We start from the raw sequence: 16,780 nt of genomic DNA, 5'->3' as shown, positions 1-16,780 counted from the left end.
TGTCCGTCGGTCCATACCGTGTGCCGCGTGAGTCGATCTGATCGCGGTGCCGTGGCCATGGCGCATATCCGCGGCGAACCCGATCGTGTCGCGCGTGGCACGATCCTCGCCGCGGCGACCCTGACGATCATGGCACCGGCCATCACCGCTCCCAGCCTTCCGGCGATGGAGCAGGTCTTCGCGGACCGGCCCGGTGCCTCCCTGCTGGTCCGCCTCGCGATGACGATCACCTCACTGACCGTCGCCATCAGCGCCCCGCTGGCCGGGTTCGCGGCGGACCGTACCGGCCGCCGCCCGCTGCTCGTGTCATGCCTCGTGCTGTACGCGCTCAGCGGCACCGCCGGCTACTTCCTGACCGACCTGTGGCTGCTGCTGGCGAGCAGGGCACTGCTCGGCATCGCCGTCGGCGGGATCATGACGGCCGTCAACGCCACCATCACGGACTGGTTCGACGGGCCGGCGCGGGCGTCCTTCCTGGGCCTGCAACAGGTGTTCGCGAGCCTCAGCGGCGTGCTGTTCCTGCCGCTGGCCGGTCTGCTCGCCACGGTCGGCTGGCGGGTACCGTTCTGGCTCTACAGCATGGCCGCGGTGGTCGCGCTGTTCGCCGTCCTCGCCGTGCGCGACCGGCCGCAGGTCGCCGCCCCGGCGATCGCCGCCCCCGGGCGCGCGTTCACCAGGGACGTACTCGGCATCTATGCCCTGGCCCTGGTCGCCACAGTGATCTTCTACATGGCGCCGACGCAGGTGCCCTTCCTGCTGGCGAGCCAGGGCATCGGCCCCGTCCTCGTCGGTGCCATCGTCGCCGGCAGCACCCTGGCCAGTTCGCTCGGCGGATTCGCCTTCCCAGCACTGCGCGGGCGCATGCGGCCGGCCGCCATCACAGTGGTCTGCATCGCGCTGCTCGGCACCGGCTGGGTGCTCGCCGGCGCCGTGGGCACCATCGCGGGCATCGCCGCGGGCCTGCTCGTCGGGGGTCTCGGCGTCGGATTCGCCATCCCCCACCTCACCCTGCGGCTGTCCGAACTCGCCCCACCCGCCTGTCGCGGCCGGGTCTTCAGCGGACTCGTCGCTGGGATCTTCCTCGGCCAGTTCCTCTCACCACTGGTCGTTCAACCTCTGATCCAGACCCTTGGGGTCAGTGCCTCCTTCACCTGGGCCGGGATCGCCATGCTCATCGGCGCGGCCATCGCCGCCGCCGGTACGCGGAACGCAAATTACCGGCGACGCGCAGCAATCCACCAGCCACATTAGCTGCCGGTCACACCGTCACGGAAAGGAACCCGATGATCTACCACGGTATCCGCTTCTCCCTCAAGCCCGGTATCTCAGATGAGGAAGTGGCGGCCGGCCTCAAGGCCATGCACGACGCCTCCAGCGCGATCCCGTCCATCACGTCGTTCGTCATCGGCCGCGACTTCGGCGGCGAGTACGACTACGGCGCCGTCTCCGTCATCGAAGATCTGGCCGGCTACGAGGTGATGATGAACCACCCGGCACACCTCGAGATCGACCGAGCCGGCCTGCCGCTGACCGAGAAGTTCATGTCCTTCGACATCACCGACGACCCGGACCCGGAAATGGGCGCGAAGATCGCCGACATCCACCGACGTCGGTACGCCGACAACCCCGATGTCGCCGGCCTGGTCGCCGATCTCGACGACTACAGCGGCAGCGCCGCACCCAGCAAGCACGGGAACTGACAAACCGGGAGATCGCCACGCGGCGGGCGTGTTCGCGGCGACCGGGAGTACGCCCGCCTTCCTTTCGTCATGGCAGAGAACGAGGTCCTGATGACCAGATCCACCACCATCACCGCTACCGAGATCGTGCTGCCGGGCCCGGTCGAGCCCGACGGCCTACAGGCCAGGGTCCGTGAGCTTCCAGCTCCCGGCGAGGGCCAGGTCCTGATGCGGATGGAGGCGACCGGTGTGTCGTTCGCCGAGCAGCAGATGCGCCTCGGCGGGTACTACGACCAGCCACCGTTCCCCTTCGTGCCCGGCTACGACGTGGTGGGCACCGTGATCGCCACCGGTGCCGGTGTGGACCCGGCGTTACAGGGTCGCCGGTACGCCGCAGTGACCAAGACCGGCGGATGGGCCAGCCATCTGCACCTGGCGGCCGGGGACCTGGTGCCCGTACCGGACGGACTCGACCCCGCCGCCGCGGAGACCGTACTCGTGAACGGTGTCACCGCCTGGCAGATGCTGCACCGCAGCGCCGCGGTCCCTGCGGGCGGGACGGTCGTGGTGCTGGGCGCCAACGGTGGCGTGGGCAACACCCTGGTGCAGCTGGCCCGGCACGCCGGGATCACAGTGATCGGCACCGCGTCCGCCCGCCACCACGACGCGGTACGTCAGCTGGGGGCGATCCCGGTCGACTACCGCGACCCGGACATGTACCCACAGATCCGCGAGCTCGCCCCCGACGGCGTGGACGCCGTCTTCGACCACGTCGGCGGCTCCGGCCTGGAGCAGTCCTGGCGGCTGCTGCGCAACGGCGGAACCCTGGTCAACTACGGCTCCGCGACGAGGAAACACGAGCAGGGCAACGCGTTACTGCCGATGCTGACACTGTTCGGGCGCCTGTACGCCTGGAACTACCTGCCCAACGGCAAACGCGCCCTGTTCTACAACCTCTGGGCCGGCAAGCGCTCCCTCTCCACCTTCCGCGCCCGCATGCGCGAGGACCTCACCCAGGTGCTGCGACTTGTCGCCGACGGCGCACTGCAACCACAGATCGCCGCGCGGATTCCGCTCCGCCGCGCCGCCGACGCACTGACCCTCGCCGAGTCGCGCACCGTACTGGGCAAGGTCGTCATCGTCGCGGAGGACACCAAGTGACCACGTCGACATCTCGGAGGAATCCCACCATGAATGCCCCCACCATGAATGCCCCCGCCGTGTCGGCACCGGTCGTCACCGTCCCGCCCGGGGAGGTCGACAGCCGCGCCGCGTACACCGTCTTCGCGCTGGCCTACGTGATCGGCCATGGCTTAGCCGCGCTCTCCAAAGGCACCGAGCCGCTACTCGACCTGCCGGGCTGGCTGCCCGCCACCTTGTTCGGTGCCGGCGTGGTGCCCGCGCTGACGCTGGCCGTGCGTGCGGGTATCCGTTCGCAGAAGGGCGCGAGCGAGTCCCGGCGGAACGCGGAGAAGCTCCTCGGCGCAGCGTGGTGTACCGGCTTCACCGCCCTGTTCCTGGCCATTACCGGGTTGGCCAGGGCGACCGGCATATCGGAGCTACAGAACGTCCTCTGGCCCGCCGGCTCCGTGCTCATCGTCGGGCTGATCTCCATCGCCGAAGGCACCGCACGCCGCAACACCCTCCACTACACCCTCGGCTCCTGGCTCGCCATCGTCGCCGCTACCGCCCTGTTCTTTGCCCCGGCCGGCCTCTACGCCACCCTCGCCATCGCCGCCGGCGGCGGCTACGCCGTGGCCGCCGTCCTGGAACGTCGTCGCATTACCGCCCTCAGCGCCACGGACGCCAACCTGACCCAGCGCACCGCCGATCCCGTACCCACGTTGAACTGATCTGGAAATCGCCTCTCGCATCCGTTTCGGCCTGCGAGACCAACCTAGTCGGCTCGGTGACCCACCTGCCGAATCACCCCATCACCCGGGAGAAACCAGGAACATGACGGCCATACCCCCCACGGTCGAATACGGGCACGCCGAGATCGTCCCGGTCTACTTCGACGATCTGGACGCGATGGGCATCGTGCGGCGACGGTGCTGCTCGACCCCGCCACCATGCAGCCGGCGCCGTTCAGCGACGCGGGGCGAGAGGCGGTCACCCCGCTGCTCCGTCCGACGGCCGAGGCAGGGATCTCCGCCGGGGCATGAGGGACCCGTCTCAGGAAGCGATGAGAAGGGCATCTCGCGAGGGCCGTCAGCAGCGTCAGCCCGCGCCTACCAGAACGAGTACGGCTGGGTCTGACAGTTGCGCGGCGGGCGCGTTGTGCACTGCCACGCCTTGCTCGACATGATCGCCGTACGGAACCCGTCGATCGTTACGAGGTGGGCCGATGTGCCTTGCCCGCGGCCGCGGTCGGTCGGAGACCTGATCCTCGACGTCCCGGGCAACCTAGGGCGTGAAGGCCGCCGTTGGCTGTCTTGCCTCGGTCCTCGAAGTGGGGTGTCGATCCGGTCCCTCCCCCGGGTGGGCGATACGGCGTCGGCTCCTACTGCGGTAGGAGGCGTTCGGGCACCGTGGTCGGAATTGACGGCGCTGGTGCTGACCTATATTCCTGGGATGCCCGTACTGCTGCGTGACCGCGACGAGTTCGTGATCGGGGCGGCCGTTCTCGGTACCGGCTTGGGGGTGCTGAACCTCGTCTCCGCCTCGGACTGGGGCTGGGTCCTGGCGCTGCTGATGCTTCCGGCGCTGATCGTGCGGGCGGTCTGGCGGTCGATGCCGGGCTGGCTGCTGCTGTCCTGGGTGACGATCCCGACAGTCGTCGGCGACGCGGCGGCCGTCACCCAGACCGCCTACCTCGTGGTCGTCACCGCACTGGCAGTCGTCGCGGCCAGCCGCAGACGACGGTTCGACAGCCTCGTAATGGTTGTCTGCCTGGTGTCGCCGTTCCTGATCTGGCTGCTGGAGATCGACAACTGGCATCGGGGGATCGGCGCGTGGCTCTGGTTCAGCGGCCTGCTGATCGGCTGGGGTTTCGGCCACGTCGTCGGCCGGCAGTTCGCGCTGATCGACGAGTTGGAACGTACCCGCACCAGGCTGGCCGAAACCGCCGTGGCCGAGGAACGGCGACGCATCGCCCGGGACCTGCACGACCTGGTGGGGCACAGCTTCAGCGTCGTCCTGCTGCACCTGTCCGGGGCACGGATGATCCTCACCTACTCGCCCCCGCAGGTCGCGCAGGCGGCGGAGGCGCTGCGGCAGGCGGCCGACGTGGGCCGCAAGGGCATGGATGAACTGCGCCAGGCGTTGATGCTCATGCACCAGGGCTCACCCTCGCTCACCCCACCGGAACCCGGCGAACTCGAACATCTGTTGAGCACGTTCCGCGACGCCGGGATGCGCATCGACATCGACGTCACCGGTGACATGGCGGGCGTGTCGGCGGCACCCCGCATCGTCCTGCACGACGTGCTCCGAGAAGCCCTCACCAACGTCGCCAAACACGCCCACTCCCCCGAGGCGACGATCCGGCTCGGTGTGGACCGCGACGGGGTCGACGTACGGGTCGAGAGCCCGCTCGGTTCGGGTGCCCCGCGTGCGGGCAGCGGCATGGGACTGGCCGGACTCGACCACCGGGTCGCCGCCATCGACGGGACCTTCCAGGCCCGGCCGGACGGCAGGCACTGGGTGGTCCAGGCACGGCTGCCCCGCCGCCTCGCCGGGGCCTCGGCGTGATCCGCGTACTCCTGGTCGACGACCAGCCGATGGTCCGCGCCGGCCTCGGCCTGATCCTGCGCACCCAGCCCGACATCCAGGTCGTCGGAGAATGCGACGACGGCGCCGACGTCGTCCACACCCTCTCCCAGTGCTCCCCCGACCTCGTCTGCATGGACGTGCAGATGCCCGGCGTGGACGGCGTCGAGGCAACCCGCCGACTACGGGCCGCCGACGGACCACCCGTCTGCATCCTCACCACCTTCGGCGACGAAGAGGTGCTCTGGTCCGCCGTCGACGCCGGCGCGGCAGGATTCGAACTGAAGTCCGCCACCCCCGAGAACCTCATCGAGGCAGTCCGCACGGTCGCCTCCGGCGGCACCTGGATCGACGGCACCCTCCTCGGCCCCATCCTCGACTCCTACCGACAGTCGGCGCGGCCGACGACCCACTACGAAACCCGGCTCGACGCGCTCACCGAACGCGAACTCGACGTCCTCCGCCTGATGGCCCGCGGCGCCTCCAACCGGGAAATCGCCGAACGACTATTCCTCGCGGAAACCACGGTCAAGACCCACGTCGGCTCCCTCTTCAACAAACTCGGCGCCCGCGACCGCGCCGCAGCCATCGTCTTCGCCTACGACGCAGGACTCGTCAAACCACGGGGATGAACGAGCGCCGGCGAAGCCACCGGGTCGGCCGGTCGACGTCCAGCCGTTGATGCCAGATCTTGGTCAAGGGAGTGTCTGAACAATGCTTAGACCGGGCAGCCTGCCATGAGGGTCTTGGTCACCGGAGCTACCGGTTTCCTCGCCGGACACTGCATCGAAGAGCTTCTGACACATGGGTACGAGGTCCGCGGCACGGTTCGTGATCTGCATGCCGCCGACGTCGCGCACCTGCGCACGGTCGCCGCGGCCACTGACGGAGTGTTGGAGTTCGCCGAGGCCGACCTGACCGCGGACGCCGGGTGGATGCGGGCGGTCGACGGCTGCGATTTCGTGTGGCACGTCGCCTCGCCCTTCCCGTCCCGGCTGCCCCGGGACGAGAACGAGCTGATCGGGCCTGCGGTCGGCGGCACCCTGCGGCTGCTGCGCGCCGCGGCGGCGAGCACGGTGCGCCGGGTGGTGCTCACGTCGTCCCTCGCCGCGATCATCTACGGGCACGACGTCGCACGCACGTACACGGAGGCGGACTGGACCGAGGTGGGCCGGGCCGACCCCTACCCGAAGAGCAAGACCCTGGCGGAGAAGGCCGCCTGGGACTTCGCCCATCAGTCCCGGCTGGAACTGGTCACGGTCAACCCGGGAACGATCCTCGGCCCGCTGCTGCGCGCCGAACGTCCCACGTCGCTGGAGTTGATACGCAGGATGATGCGGGGTCAGCTTCCGCTCGTCCCGAAGATCGGCTGGGCGACCGTGGACGTGCGCGACCTGGCGCGTCTGCACCGTCTCGCGATGCAGACGCCGGGAGCGGCCGGCAACCGGTATGTGGCCGCCGGCCCGCATCTGTGGGCGGGCGACGTGGCGGTGGCGCTGGCCGAGCGGTACCGACCGCGTGGCTACCCGATCGGGACGCTTTCGATGCCTTACCCACTCCTGTGGGTGCTCGGTCGCTTCGAGCCGGGCGCCCGCCTGGCGGTCAAGTACTACGACCGGTGTGAGCAGGTCAGCGCCGCCAAGGCCCAGAAAGAACTGGGGTGGACAATGCGTCCGCCGACGGAATCGGTCACGGACGCCGCGGAAAGCATGATCCAGCACGGTCTGGTTCCCCTGCGGTGATCATCGCATCGACATGTCTCGGCTGACCAGGTGTGGCCTGCGCCGCCTCGACGTCGCAGCGCCCGAGTGATGGACCGCTCCAGCTCACCGAGGCCGGCCGAATATTCCTCCCGCTCGGCACGGCCCTCCTGCTTCCGCTGCCGAAGCGACCGCCCGGACCCGCGCCGTCGCCGCCCCCAGCCGCGTCACCAGCTACCTCATCGTGACACCGGCGGTGCGGGAACTGGCCCACGAACGCTCCAGCGCAGCCGACCGCGAAACGCCCGGCGCGGGGAGCGTTTTATTGGTCCTGCAACAGGAAGTCGGTGACGAAGCAGGTGATCTCACCGCGCCCCGTTCGGCCGACCCAGGTGCGGTACGTCCCGTCACCCTCACCGGAGGGAAACGCGACCAGTACGTTCTCGTCACCCTCGTCGCCGGAACAACCGTCCACCTCGGAGCGCGGAATGACGGTGGGCCCATCGCGCATCCAGGCCAGATCCTCCAGGAGAGTGAGCTGCCAGTCGGGGTCAGGCTCCTCCGAAAGCTGCTGAAACGTCTGTTCGTCGGTGAAGCACCCCGCACCGGCATTGACGTCATAGCCGGCGGCCTCGGCATCGCTGCCCGCAAGGGAGCCTTCCGGCAACGCGCTCTCCCAGCTTGCCGCCGACTCGTCCCGGACAACAAGCCGTGCCGCAGCGATATGTCGGTCCTTCACCAGTAGATCCACCCGATAGCGTCCAGGCGGCACAGCCTGGACGAAAGGGGCTGGGTCGTCGTCGTACGCGAGCGGATCCGTAGCGACTATCCGACCGGTCGGCAACAAAAGCCACGTACGCTCGATCGAGTACCGTTCACCGCTGGCACCCTCGCCCACCGTGAACTGCTGGTCGTAATCGATCGGACCCTCCCGCACGGACCCAGCCTCTCCGCTCGACCGCCAACACCGCTGCCGTGCCCCGGGCGCCTCGGCGAACCCGAACCGCACGACGGACATCGTAGATCATGCATTTGCGGCGCCGGCCTCTTCATGTCGTCACACGGGTGCGCCGAGAGCGGTACGGGGTCAAGCGATTCGACCATCCGGCGGTCGGGGAGTTCGAGCTCGACTACGAGTCCCTGTACCACCCGGGCGACCAGGACCAGCTCGTCATCGTCTCCTCGGCGCCGCCCGACTCACCGGCGGAGGCGAAGCTTCGCCAGCTCGCTCGCGACTAGTGCCGTGACCACAAACGTCCAAGGCGTTGGCCAGGCTGCGCGCAGTTAGGCATGCAGTTCGTTGATCGACGGCGAGCAGCTTCAGTAGATCGCCGAGCGCCCGTCACGTACGCTGAACCCATGTCCGAGGCAGGCAGGAGCGGTTAACCCCTTGAGCCGCTACACGCGCCGCGAGGCGATGGTCTAGCCGACCCTGCCCAAAAACCGGGCACCAAGGTCAACATCGACCGGAGAGCCGCCTCCGAAGAAACATCCGGCGAAGACGCTACGCCGGGAAGCACCGCAAGTCTGTCGACCGTCTCGCCAACTTCATCCGGTTGTCGCTTCTGGTCGTTGGACAGATGGCACTGGGAGTTCTCGGAAACACGGCTTACGACCTGCTGAAGTCCTTGTTCGGCGTGGAGTGAGGTTCCCAAGCCGGACGGGCGTCCTGGCTACGATCATTCACGATGCTGGGGTCAGGCTGCTCGGGTGGCGGGTTGGCCCCAGCGTCGTTGTCGTTCGCTGCGTATGCGGGCGCGGTCGCGGCGTTGGGCGGCGAGGACGTCGGGGTGGCGGGCGTTGGCGTTGCGCCAGCGCAGGTAGGCCTGCAGCTTCCGGACGAGCGTGGGGTGGTTGGGGTGGTTCGAGCCGGCGATGACGAAGGTGCGTAGTGGCCCGAACTGGGCCTCGATCGGGTTGGCCCAGGAGGCGTAGGTCGGGGTGTAGCAGAGTTCGACCTTGTTCCGGGTCGCCCACCTGCGGATTCTGGTGCCTTTGTGCGCAGACAGGTTGTCCAGGATCACGTAGATCGGCGACCCGTCCGGGCGAGCTTTGCGGATCGGCTTGAGCGCGGCGAGGGTATTCGCGGCGCTCTTACGCCGCCGCACGACGCCCCAGAGCTGGTCGTCACCCACGGAGTAGCAGCCGTGAAACTGCCGAATGCCGTGCAGCTTGTGGTAGTTCGCGGGTAGTCGGTCGGGATGCCCCGCTGGCGCCCAGCCGATGCCAGCCTGCAGCCGGATCACGAGGGGCCCGAACTCGTCGAACGCGAACCTCCGCTGCGGGAACTGGGCGGTCACCTCCTCGATCCGGGCGAGTTTGGCGTCACGTTGTGCGTCGGTGGACTCCTTCCACGTCTTGGTCCGCTGGAAGGTGATCCGGTGCCGGTGCAGAATCTGCCGCAGCCGTTCCCGCCCGACACGGACCCGACGGGCGGCATGCGAGCCCAAGTGATCGGCGAGCTTGCGGATGCTCCACCGGGTGAACGGCCGCCCCAGCTTCTCGGGGCGGGTGTTGGCCGTTTCGACGATGAACTGCTCTTCGTCGCTACTGATCCGGCGGGACGGCCACCCGCCCACTTAGGGTCCAGGCAGCCCAGGCCGATCTCGTTGAACCGGTGGATCACGTCACGGACGGTGTCCTCGTCGGCCTGGACCAGTTGGGCGATCGCCGGGACCCGGTTGCCGCCTGCCGAGGCCAGCAGCATCATCGCCCGCCGGTAACGCACCGAACTGGTGCTGCCCCGGCGCACGATCTGCTGCAGCCTCTGCCCTTCCTGATCAGTCAACCTGCGCACACGGACCGGCTCGGCCACCTTGCCTCCAGCGGTCGGATCGGATGTCGCGTACATCCAATCGCGACAGCGGCCACCCGGCGGACCCCCGTGCAGAGCACTAGAAAGGGGGGTCGTCGTAGGTGCCCTGCTGCGGCTCGTAGGCCAGCTCCGCGGGCTCCGTCCAAAGAAGGTCGTGCTCACCCCAGTAACGCAGGTTGAGCACCGCGGTTTCGGTGTGACACCAGTGCGGGTCGGCGGCGATGGTGGCTCGGACGCGGGCAGACAGTGCGGCGCGGTGCGGGGTGAGTTCGGGTGCAGAGGCCAGGTTCACGGCGGCGATGAGGGCTGCGTCGCGCACGTTCTCGTCGGGATCGTCGAGGCAGGCGGTGACCACGGCGTAGAGTCGCGGCCGCATCGGGCGGAGCGGACCGCCGATGTTCTCGCCGCCGGCGGCGTCATCGCCGAACCATTCCCGCCACTGGACACCCATCGCGTATCCGAGCTGGGACAGCCAGAGCAGCAGTGCGGCACGCAGCGGTCCGTCACCGTATTCGCGGGTGGGGCCGGGCTGGGCCCGGACCCGCGGGTCGGCCAGCGCCACGGCGACGAACCGGGCCGCCGCGGGTGTCGCCTCGTAGATGGTGCCCTGGTGAAACAACTCCTCCCACAGATGGGAGAGAGCCCGCCGCGCGTCGTCACGGTCACCGGTCAGTAACCCCGCCAGGAGTCGCGGCGTCTCCGGCCAGGCTGGCCCGTGGCTGTGTGCCAAGCCTCGCCAGTTGGTCTGTTCGAGAACGGTTTCCGGACGCATCAGCGGAGCCTAGCGACGTGACCAACACCGTCAACGTTTCTGGCCAGGGCACTAGAGACCTTCGTGATCAAGGTCTCGCTGGGATGGTGGAGATCGTCTCGTGACCAATGCCGTCACGGTTGAGAATGGCCGACTGTTCGGCTCGCTGTTGAGGCAGCGGCGCTTGTCAGCCCCGTTGCTGGTTGCGCATCATCGTGGGCAGCGCGTCGAGGTGCCGGGAGCGGGCCATGGCCTCGACCCGCTGCGCCTCCGCGGCCTTGCCCTGGCGGGCCAGGACGCGAGCCATGACGAACTCGGTCGTGTAGATCTCGTCGACCGTGGCCATGTCGGGAGACTTGCTGATCGCGTTCATGTGCCTTGCCTGCGCGTCGTTCAGGGCGCTCAGCGCCTCGTCCAGTTCCACGCCTGCCTCGGCGCGCACATGGGCGAACATGCGCAGCGTACGAGCCATCTCAGTGTCCTCGACTGTGGGTAGGCCGCGGCGCAGGTCGAGGGCCTGGCGACTGGCGGCCAGCGCCTGATCCAGGTCTCCGGCGTCGCCGAGCGCGCCGGCCATGCTCTGGACCGTGCCGGCTCGCAACGCCTGCCACAGCGCTCGCCGTACGGGATCGTCGTGTTGTTCGATGCTTTCAAAAATGGCGGCGGCACCGGCAAACACCTTGGCCGCCTCCCCGAAGCGGCGCAGCCTACCCAGGCATAGCCCCAGATTGTTGAGGTCGCGGGCGATGGCGGCGTTGAGCTCCACATCGTCCAGGCGCGACTGGAGCCGCTGCTGGTTCTCGGTGATGGCCGCGGCGAAGGCGGCACGAGCTTCCTCGTAGCGGCCGGCCGCGTACAACTCCTCGCCCGTAGCTCGCTTTGTCTTAAATGGATTCCAGCGCGCCATCGCCCGAGTCTACCTCCACGTTCCCCAGCCAGACCCTGAGCACAAAGGTCTCTAGCTGGTCTAGAAGGGCGGGTGTTCAGGTTCAGGGGTGGGAGATTGGCGGATGTCGGCGGTCCAGTCGTCGATGTCGTCGGGCCATGGTGTGGGGCGGCCGTTGTCGTCCCAGAAGCCAGTTTCGGCGTCGGCGGCGTGCAGGGCGGCATTGAGTCGCTCGCGTTCGGTTCGCTTCGGGATGTCGAGGCCGGGTGCCGGATTGGTCATGCCGTAGGTTCTCGGGAGGTGCGGGTCGAGCGGTGTCGTGCCGGGAGGCGTCGGCTGGGTGGTCACTTGGCGGTGGCCGGTGCCTTGGGTCGTTTGTTCGGCCGGTAGGAGGGGCCGTTCATGAAGACCTGGTGGCTGTTGTTGATCAGTCGGTCGAGCAGCGATTCGGCGACCACGGGGTTGGGGAACAGCGGATACCAGTCCTGGGGTGCCCGGTTGGCGGTGATCGCGTTGGAGCGGCCTTCGGCTATGCGTTGGGAGATCAGTTCGTAGAAGTCGTCGGCCTGGCCGGGGGTGAACTCGCGCATCGCGAAGTCGTCCAGGATGAGCAGGTCGGCTTTGACGTGGGCGGCCAGGCGCTTGTCGAAGGTCCGGTCGGCGTGGCCGCCGGCAAGGTCGGCGAGGATACGGCTGGTTTTGTGGAAGCGGACCTCGGCGCCAGCGCGGATGGCCAGGTATCCCATGGCCTGAGCGACGTGGGTTTTCCCAACGCCGACGGCGTCGAAGAGGATGACCGATTCTCCGGCTTGCGGCCAGCGCAGCGCGGCGAGGTCACGGATCTGCGCGGCGGGCCGTTTCGAGTTGGCGCCGAAGTCGAAACCTTCGAGAGTGGTCTCGGTGTCGACGCGGGCGCGGCGCAGCCGGCGGGTCATGGCGACTTGTTCGCGGCGGGTGATCTCGTCGTCGCAGAGGATCTGCAGGAACTCCAGATAGCCGAGGTCGCCGCCTTGGGCTTGGGCGAGGCGGGCGTCGAGGGTCTCGAGCATCCCGGACAGTTTCAGGGTCCGGAGGCTGTCGGCCAGTGCGGGGCGCAGGACCGTCATCGTGTCGTCTCGGCCTTCGTCGCTTCGGCGGGGGTGAGCAGGGTGTGGGTCATGACGCGGCGTCGTGTGGCTCGTCGTCCCCGGCGTGGTCACGACGATCGGGTGTCGGCTCGCTCGTCGTGTCCGCGCTTGTCGCGGCGGCCGGGGACGGGGCGGGAACGGGATGACGTCGGCGAACAGGCCGACGGGGCCATGCAGGAACGCGGGCGCGCCGGCGTCGCCGGTGGGCCGGTCGTGTTCGATGTCCTCGAGCCCGGCGGCCAGGATGTTGCGGATGGTGCGATAGGAAGGATCGCCGGCCGTGGTGGCCTTGCGGCAGGCCGCTTCGAGCCGCGCGTCGGAGTACTTGCCGGCCAGGTTGAGGATCGCCTGCGCGGAACGCAGCCGGTGCAGCGCCGGTCCGTCCAGCAACTCGGCGATCACTGCGGCGGTCGCGGGTACGGTCTGCTCGGCCCGCTCGCGGCACCACTGCGGGGTGCGCGTGTGGAACGCCATCTTCTCCGGCGGGTAATCTGCGACGTCCGTGGGCCGGCCCTTGTCCATGCGGACGTGGGTTTTGACGAGCTCGCCGTGGTGGAAGACCTGCACCATCGTGGCGGTGGCGCGGATGTCGACCAGTTGCCCGATCAGCTTCCAGGGCACCGAATAGAGGACCTTGCCGCACTTGACGTGGACGTCCGGGGCGACCTTGGCCCTCCGACCACTCCGCCAAGGTGAACGCCTCGACGGGCAGCGGGGTCAGCGTCCCCGCCTCAGCCTGATCGAACACCTCCATCGGGGTGCGCCCGTCCAGGCCGCGGTGCTTGCGTTGCCCAGCGACCTCCCGGCACCAGTGCAACGCCGAGGCCTGCATCTCGACCAGAGAAGTGAACTCCCGGCCTTTCCACCACGAGTCCCGGATATAAGGCATCTGCCGCTCGACCCGCGGCTTGTCCTTGGGCTTACGCGCCCGCGCCGGATCGACCAGGACACCGTAATGCGCCGCGAGCTCGGCATAGGCCCGGTTCAGTTGCGGGTCGTAGAGATCGGACTTGTCCACCCCGGTCTTTAGATTGTCCGGAATGAGCCGGGCAGGGCAGCCGCCGAAGAACGTGAACGCCTCGACGTGACTGGCCGTCCATGAGGCCTGGTCCATGCTGATCACCGGCCGCACGAACATGTGCCGCGAGTGCGACAAGACCATGACGAACGCCCAGATCCGCTGCGAACGTCCGGTGCGCGGATCCATCCAGGAGCCCAGTAGCCCGTAGTCGATCTGCCCTTCCCGGCCCGGCTCGGGGTCGGCCCGCAACACCGTCACTTTGTCCCGCGCCGCGTCCTCGACCAGGTTCGACGTGACATACCGCTTGAACGAGGCCAGCGAGCCGGCAACCCCGTGCTCGTCGCGTAGCCGCTGGTGGATCGTCGCCTTGGTCACCCCGGCCCGCAGCATCTCGACGATGTAGTCGTGGTGCTTGGCGAAGTCCGGCCAGGTCACCTGCCGAAGCCGGGTATCGGTCAGATGCGGGAACCACTGCCTGACCAGCGGCGCCCAGTCTTCCTGGCTCATCGGCGGGGTTCCGCCGGGTACGAAGCCCGCCGCGATCGCCGCCTCGACATAACGCCGGATCGTCTTGTGGTCCACTCCCAACGAGCCCGCGACGTCGTACTGAGACCGGCCCGCATACCAATGCGCCAGGATCTCGGTTATATCGATCACGTGGAACGTCCTCCTCGCCATCCGCTCCCCAAAGGGCATGCCGGCGGAAAGATGACTACGCGAGAAGGAAAGGATCTTGGCAACTACAGCGGAACGCTCGCCGTCCCCTTCACGAACACCACGAGCGACCCGGTAGTCCATGACGAGCGCGGACCAGGGGAATTACGTGAGCGGACCACGGCCCTTTGGGGGATTACGTGAGCGCTGACACAGGTGATGGGCATCCAGATGAAGATCACCTTCGACACCGCGCGCGCCTTCACCTAGGCGCCCCTGTCCGAGGTGTGCGCCTGCTGGAGAACCCGTACTACGAGGCCCGAGTGGGCGCCGTAAGCATCCTCGACTTCAATGCGCGCCGCCCGGACGCCGACCGGCGCGCCCTCTACGACACCTACATCGACAACCACGACCGGATCGACAACTGGGACCTGGTCGACCGGGCCGCCCGCGGGTGGTCGGCTGGTATCTGCTCGACAAGCCCCGGGACCCGCTCTACGAGCTGGCGGTGTCCCCGGACCGCTGGCGCCGCCGGACCGCCATCACCGCGACCTTCTTCCTGATCCACAACAACGAGGTGGACGACGCGCTGGCCATCTCCGAGCGCCTACTCTCCGACCCCGAGCCGTTGATCCTGAAGTCGGTCGGCACCGCCCTGCGCGATGTGGGCAAGGCGGACCCGGATCGGCTGTCTGCCTTCCTGGCCGAGCACGGTGATCGGATGACCCGCCCGACGCTTCGGGTGGCCCGCACTCACCTCAAGCCCGCGTCCTGACCGCCCGCCACCGGACGGCGTGTTGGACGGCGCGGTAGACGAGGCGCCCACAGTAGCCCGCCGGCTACCAGCCCTGCTGGTACCGCGACGGCTTCGGCGGACACCGCCGACCTCGTCCAGGCGCTGCGCTGCTACCTCGCCATGCTCAGCGTCGGGGGCGGTGACGGCATGCGCGAGGCGCACAAGATCGTGCCGATCATGACGAACTACCAGATTCACAAGGCCGGTCGCCTCGCTGGATAGCTCGAAGCATCCCACGCCTTCGCCTGTCGCCGGTACGCGGCTTGATCGCTGCCGATCGCGCGGCCCCCGGCACACATCCGCTCCTGCCGCCGTCCGTGCGTGCCGACCCAGTCGGAATCGTTACGCTTCGCGGCCCCCCACCAGGCCGATCGGCGATGAACTGCCGGTAGCCGTCGCTGGGGGTGGGATGGATGGCTCCGCCGATCGAGTAGCGTCAGCAGGTGACCAGCGACTACCGCGATGGCCGTTACCGCCACGACGTCCGGCGATGGACCGTAGGCCAACTTCGTGAGGCACTGCGCGATCTGCCGGATGAGGCAGGGCTGCGAGTCGAGGTAGCGCTGGCGCCGAGCACAGGCCACCCCGACCCGTGGGGCAACGACCAGTTCGTCGTTACCAGTGCAGCAGTCGATGATAAGGACGACTTCTCGACTGGAGACCTCGTCATCCGCGTCGACTATTCCTCGGGCTCGTACATGCTGCCCAGGAAGAACCTGGCAGGCTAGGTCCCACCATGGCAGTTGCTGGCATCCGCATCTGTGGCCGCTGACCGTACGCGTCACCACCAGCCGTAGCCGTCCTGCTTCGTAGGCGGCGGGTTCTCAGATGTTCCTGCATTTTTGGATGCCTCCGCCCTGGGCTGTGCGTCACACTGCTGCAGTGGAGAGCTTTCGGTGCGCGACGTGCGGAAACGCGCTGAGTGTCCCGGTCCGGCTGGTGGAGCTGCCAGCGGGAGTGCACTGGTCGCTCTTGGACTGTCACCATGTGAACCCTCCGCTGCTCGACCCGGGCATCTACGCGATCGATGAGGCCACGTATGGCCGCGACCAGGTTGTGGGCACCTTCGTGCTCTCACCCGGCGACGTGCGCGGCACACGATTCGTCCAGGACCTCGTTCTCACCGGCTGCTGGTCCCTGGTGGGATGGAGTCCGTGTGTCGCCTGCGAACAGTGCGATGCCCTGGTCGCTTCCCGGACGGACGACTGCGACGTGGCCCAGGAGACGCGCTTCTACCCTTCTGTGGTGGTCCGCGAGACCTGTGACGTTGAGGCAGATCTCGCCACCGATCCGTTCGCGCGGTTCGCTGACTGGGACAACGCCGCGCAGGACACCAGACGACACGGCTGGGTATCCAAATCGTGTTGTTCTCCGTGCGGCGGTAGCCGCCTCCCTCGGCCGCTACCGCGGTGACACGCGTCTACACACCCAGTCCGACCTGCGCGTCTACCTGACCTGGTGCACCAACCATGACCTTGATCCGCTATCGGTTGCGCGCGCGGACAAGAGCGGTACGTGCGCTGGCTGCAGGACGTACGCCGTTTCCAGCCCTCGACCGTGTCCCGTCGCCTGTCGATCGTGGTCGGCTTCTACCGCGTCTGCGTCATCGACGACATCCTGCCGCACTCACCCGCCGACTA

Annotated in this window: 15 protein-coding genes and 3 pseudogenes; 11 read left to right on the top strand and 7 right to left on the bottom strand. The window is 68.2% G+C overall.

Annotated elements, in window-relative coordinates; all coding sequences use genetic code 11:
- Positions 1–27: 27 nt before the first annotated feature.
- From ACQEVC_RS24880 to ACQEVC_RS24850, 7 genes are all read left to right on the top strand, one after another.
- Positions 28–1,251: an MFS transporter gene (locus ACQEVC_RS24880; protein ID WP_432881721.1), complete on the top strand. Its 1,224-nt coding sequence runs from the start codon at positions 28–30 to the stop codon at positions 1,249–1,251.
- 32 nt (positions 1,252–1,283) lie between these two features.
- Complete coding sequence (locus ACQEVC_RS24875) at positions 1,284–1,700, top strand: Dabb family protein (RefSeq protein ID WP_432881719.1); 417 nt, start codon at positions 1,284–1,286, stop codon at positions 1,698–1,700.
- Positions 1,701–1,790: 90 nt separating this feature from the next.
- On the top strand, positions 1,791–2,840 hold the full coding sequence (locus tag ACQEVC_RS24870) for a medium chain dehydrogenase/reductase family protein (protein WP_432881716.1): 1,050 nt from the start codon (positions 1,791–1,793) through the stop codon (positions 2,838–2,840).
- Positions 2,837–3,532, top strand: coding sequence for an ABC transporter permease (locus tag ACQEVC_RS24865; RefSeq protein ID WP_432881713.1), 696 nt, complete (start codon positions 2,837–2,839; stop codon positions 3,530–3,532). The genes ACQEVC_RS24870 and ACQEVC_RS24865 overlap by 4 nt, the downstream gene beginning before the upstream one ends.
- 721 nt (positions 3,533–4,253) lie before the next feature.
- The gene (locus ACQEVC_RS24860) at positions 4,254–5,372 is read left to right on the top strand and encodes a histidine kinase (protein WP_432881711.1); all 1,119 of its coding nucleotides are present in this window, start codon (positions 4,254–4,256) and stop codon (positions 5,370–5,372) included.
- Positions 5,369–6,022 carry a response regulator gene (locus ACQEVC_RS24855; protein ID WP_432881708.1) on the top strand — a complete coding sequence of 218 codons (654 nt, stop codon included), beginning with the start codon at positions 5,369–5,371 and terminating at the stop codon, positions 6,020–6,022. Before ACQEVC_RS24860 ends, ACQEVC_RS24855 begins: the two co-directional genes overlap by 4 nt.
- 105 nt (positions 6,023–6,127) lie before the next feature.
- Entirely contained in the window at positions 6,128–7,132 is a 1,005-nt protein-coding gene (locus tag ACQEVC_RS24850; RefSeq protein WP_432881705.1) for an NAD-dependent epimerase/dehydratase family protein, read from the top strand.
- A gap of 280 nt (positions 7,133–7,412) precedes the next feature.
- Here ACQEVC_RS24850 and ACQEVC_RS24845 read toward each other — a convergent pair whose 3' ends face one another.
- Positions 7,413–8,027, bottom strand: coding sequence for a DUF4241 domain-containing protein (locus tag ACQEVC_RS24845; RefSeq protein WP_432881702.1), 615 nt, complete (start codon positions 8,025–8,027; stop codon positions 7,413–7,415).
- Between the two features lie 128 nt (positions 8,028–8,155).
- Between ACQEVC_RS24845 and ACQEVC_RS24840 the strand changes: the two genes are divergently transcribed.
- A complete protein-coding gene (locus tag ACQEVC_RS24840) occupies positions 8,156–8,329 on the top strand; it encodes a hypothetical protein (RefSeq protein WP_432881699.1) in 174 nt (57 codons plus the stop codon).
- A gap of 458 nt (positions 8,330–8,787) precedes the next feature.
- On the opposite strand, the pseudogene ACQEVC_RS24835 reads toward ACQEVC_RS24840, so the two are convergent.
- From ACQEVC_RS24835 to istA, 6 genes and pseudogenes are all read right to left on the bottom strand, one after another.
- Positions 8,788–9,905 (bottom strand): annotated as a pseudogene (locus ACQEVC_RS24835) (IS630 family transposase).
- 79 nt (positions 9,906–9,984) lie between these two features.
- A complete protein-coding gene (locus tag ACQEVC_RS24830; RefSeq protein ID WP_432881697.1) occupies positions 9,985–10,677 on the bottom strand; it encodes a hypothetical protein in 693 nt (230 codons plus the stop codon).
- A 166-nt stretch (positions 10,678–10,843) separates the two neighbouring features.
- Positions 10,844–11,563 (bottom strand): hypothetical protein, encoded by a 720-nt coding sequence (locus ACQEVC_RS24825; protein ID WP_432881695.1) that lies wholly within the window; start codon positions 11,561–11,563, stop codon positions 10,844–10,846.
- Between the two features lie 60 nt (positions 11,564–11,623).
- Complete coding sequence (locus ACQEVC_RS24820; RefSeq protein WP_432881367.1) at positions 11,624–11,824, bottom strand: hypothetical protein; 201 nt, start codon at positions 11,822–11,824, stop codon at positions 11,624–11,626.
- 62 nt (positions 11,825–11,886) lie between these two features.
- On the bottom strand, positions 11,887–12,846 hold the full coding sequence (istB, locus tag ACQEVC_RS24815; protein WP_432891681.1) for an IS21-like element helper ATPase IstB: 960 nt from the start codon (positions 12,844–12,846) through the stop codon (positions 11,887–11,889).
- Positions 12,835–14,347 (bottom strand): annotated as a pseudogene (gene istA / locus ACQEVC_RS24810) (IS21 family transposase); the annotation flags it as partial. The gene istB and the pseudogene istA, both read right to left, overlap by 12 nt.
- A gap of 197 nt (positions 14,348–14,544) precedes the next feature.
- Between istA and ACQEVC_RS24805 the strand changes: the two are divergent.
- The 3 genes and pseudogenes from ACQEVC_RS24805 (at position 14,545) to ACQEVC_RS24795 (ending at position 16,553) form a co-directional block, all read left to right on the top strand.
- Positions 14,545–15,119, top strand: a pseudogene (locus ACQEVC_RS24805) (DNA alkylation repair protein).
- Positions 15,120–15,583: 464 nt separating this feature from the next.
- A complete protein-coding gene (locus ACQEVC_RS24800) occupies positions 15,584–15,868 on the top strand; it encodes a DUF6225 family protein (RefSeq protein WP_432881692.1) in 285 nt (94 codons plus the stop codon).
- Between the two features lie 259 nt (positions 15,869–16,127).
- Positions 16,128–16,553 carry a hypothetical protein gene (locus ACQEVC_RS24795; protein WP_432881689.1) on the top strand — a complete coding sequence of 142 codons (426 nt, stop codon included), beginning with the start codon at positions 16,128–16,130 and terminating at the stop codon, positions 16,551–16,553.
- Positions 16,554–16,780 lie beyond the last annotated feature (227 nt).

Source organism: Plantactinospora sp. CA-294935 (genome assembly GCF_050936445.1).
Taxonomy (GTDB): Bacteria; Actinomycetota; Actinomycetes; order Mycobacteriales; family Micromonosporaceae; genus Plantactinospora.
The sequence above is the reverse complement of the archived record's forward strand: the minus strand, read 5'-3'. Positions and strand labels throughout refer to the sequence as shown.

Excerpts from the sequence above, each read along its gene's own strand:
- ACQEVC_RS24875 (WP_432881719.1), top strand. The coding sequence starts at position 1,284 with ATGATCTACCACGGTATCCGCTTCTCCCTCAAGCCCGGTATCTCAGAT.
- ACQEVC_RS24870 (WP_432881716.1), top strand. The coding sequence starts at position 1,791 with ATGACCAGATCCACCACCATCACCGCTACCGAGATCGTGCTGCCGGGC.
- ACQEVC_RS24860 (WP_432881711.1), top strand. The coding sequence starts at position 4,254 with ATGCCCGTACTGCTGCGTGACCGCGACGAGTTCGTGATCGGGGCGGCC.
- ACQEVC_RS24850 (WP_432881705.1), top strand. The coding sequence starts at position 6,128 with ATGAGGGTCTTGGTCACCGGAGCTACCGGTTTCCTCGCCGGACACTGC.
- ACQEVC_RS24830 (WP_432881697.1), bottom strand. The coding sequence starts at position 10,677 with ATGCGTCCGGAAACCGTTCTCGAACAGACCAACTGGCGAGGCTTGGCA.
- ACQEVC_RS24825 (WP_432881695.1), bottom strand. The coding sequence starts at position 11,563 with ATGGCGCGCTGGAATCCATTTAAGACAAAGCGAGCTACGGGCGAGGAG.
- ACQEVC_RS24820 (WP_432881367.1), bottom strand. The coding sequence starts at position 11,824 with ATGACCAATCCGGCACCCGGCCTCGACATCCCGAAGCGAACCGAACGC.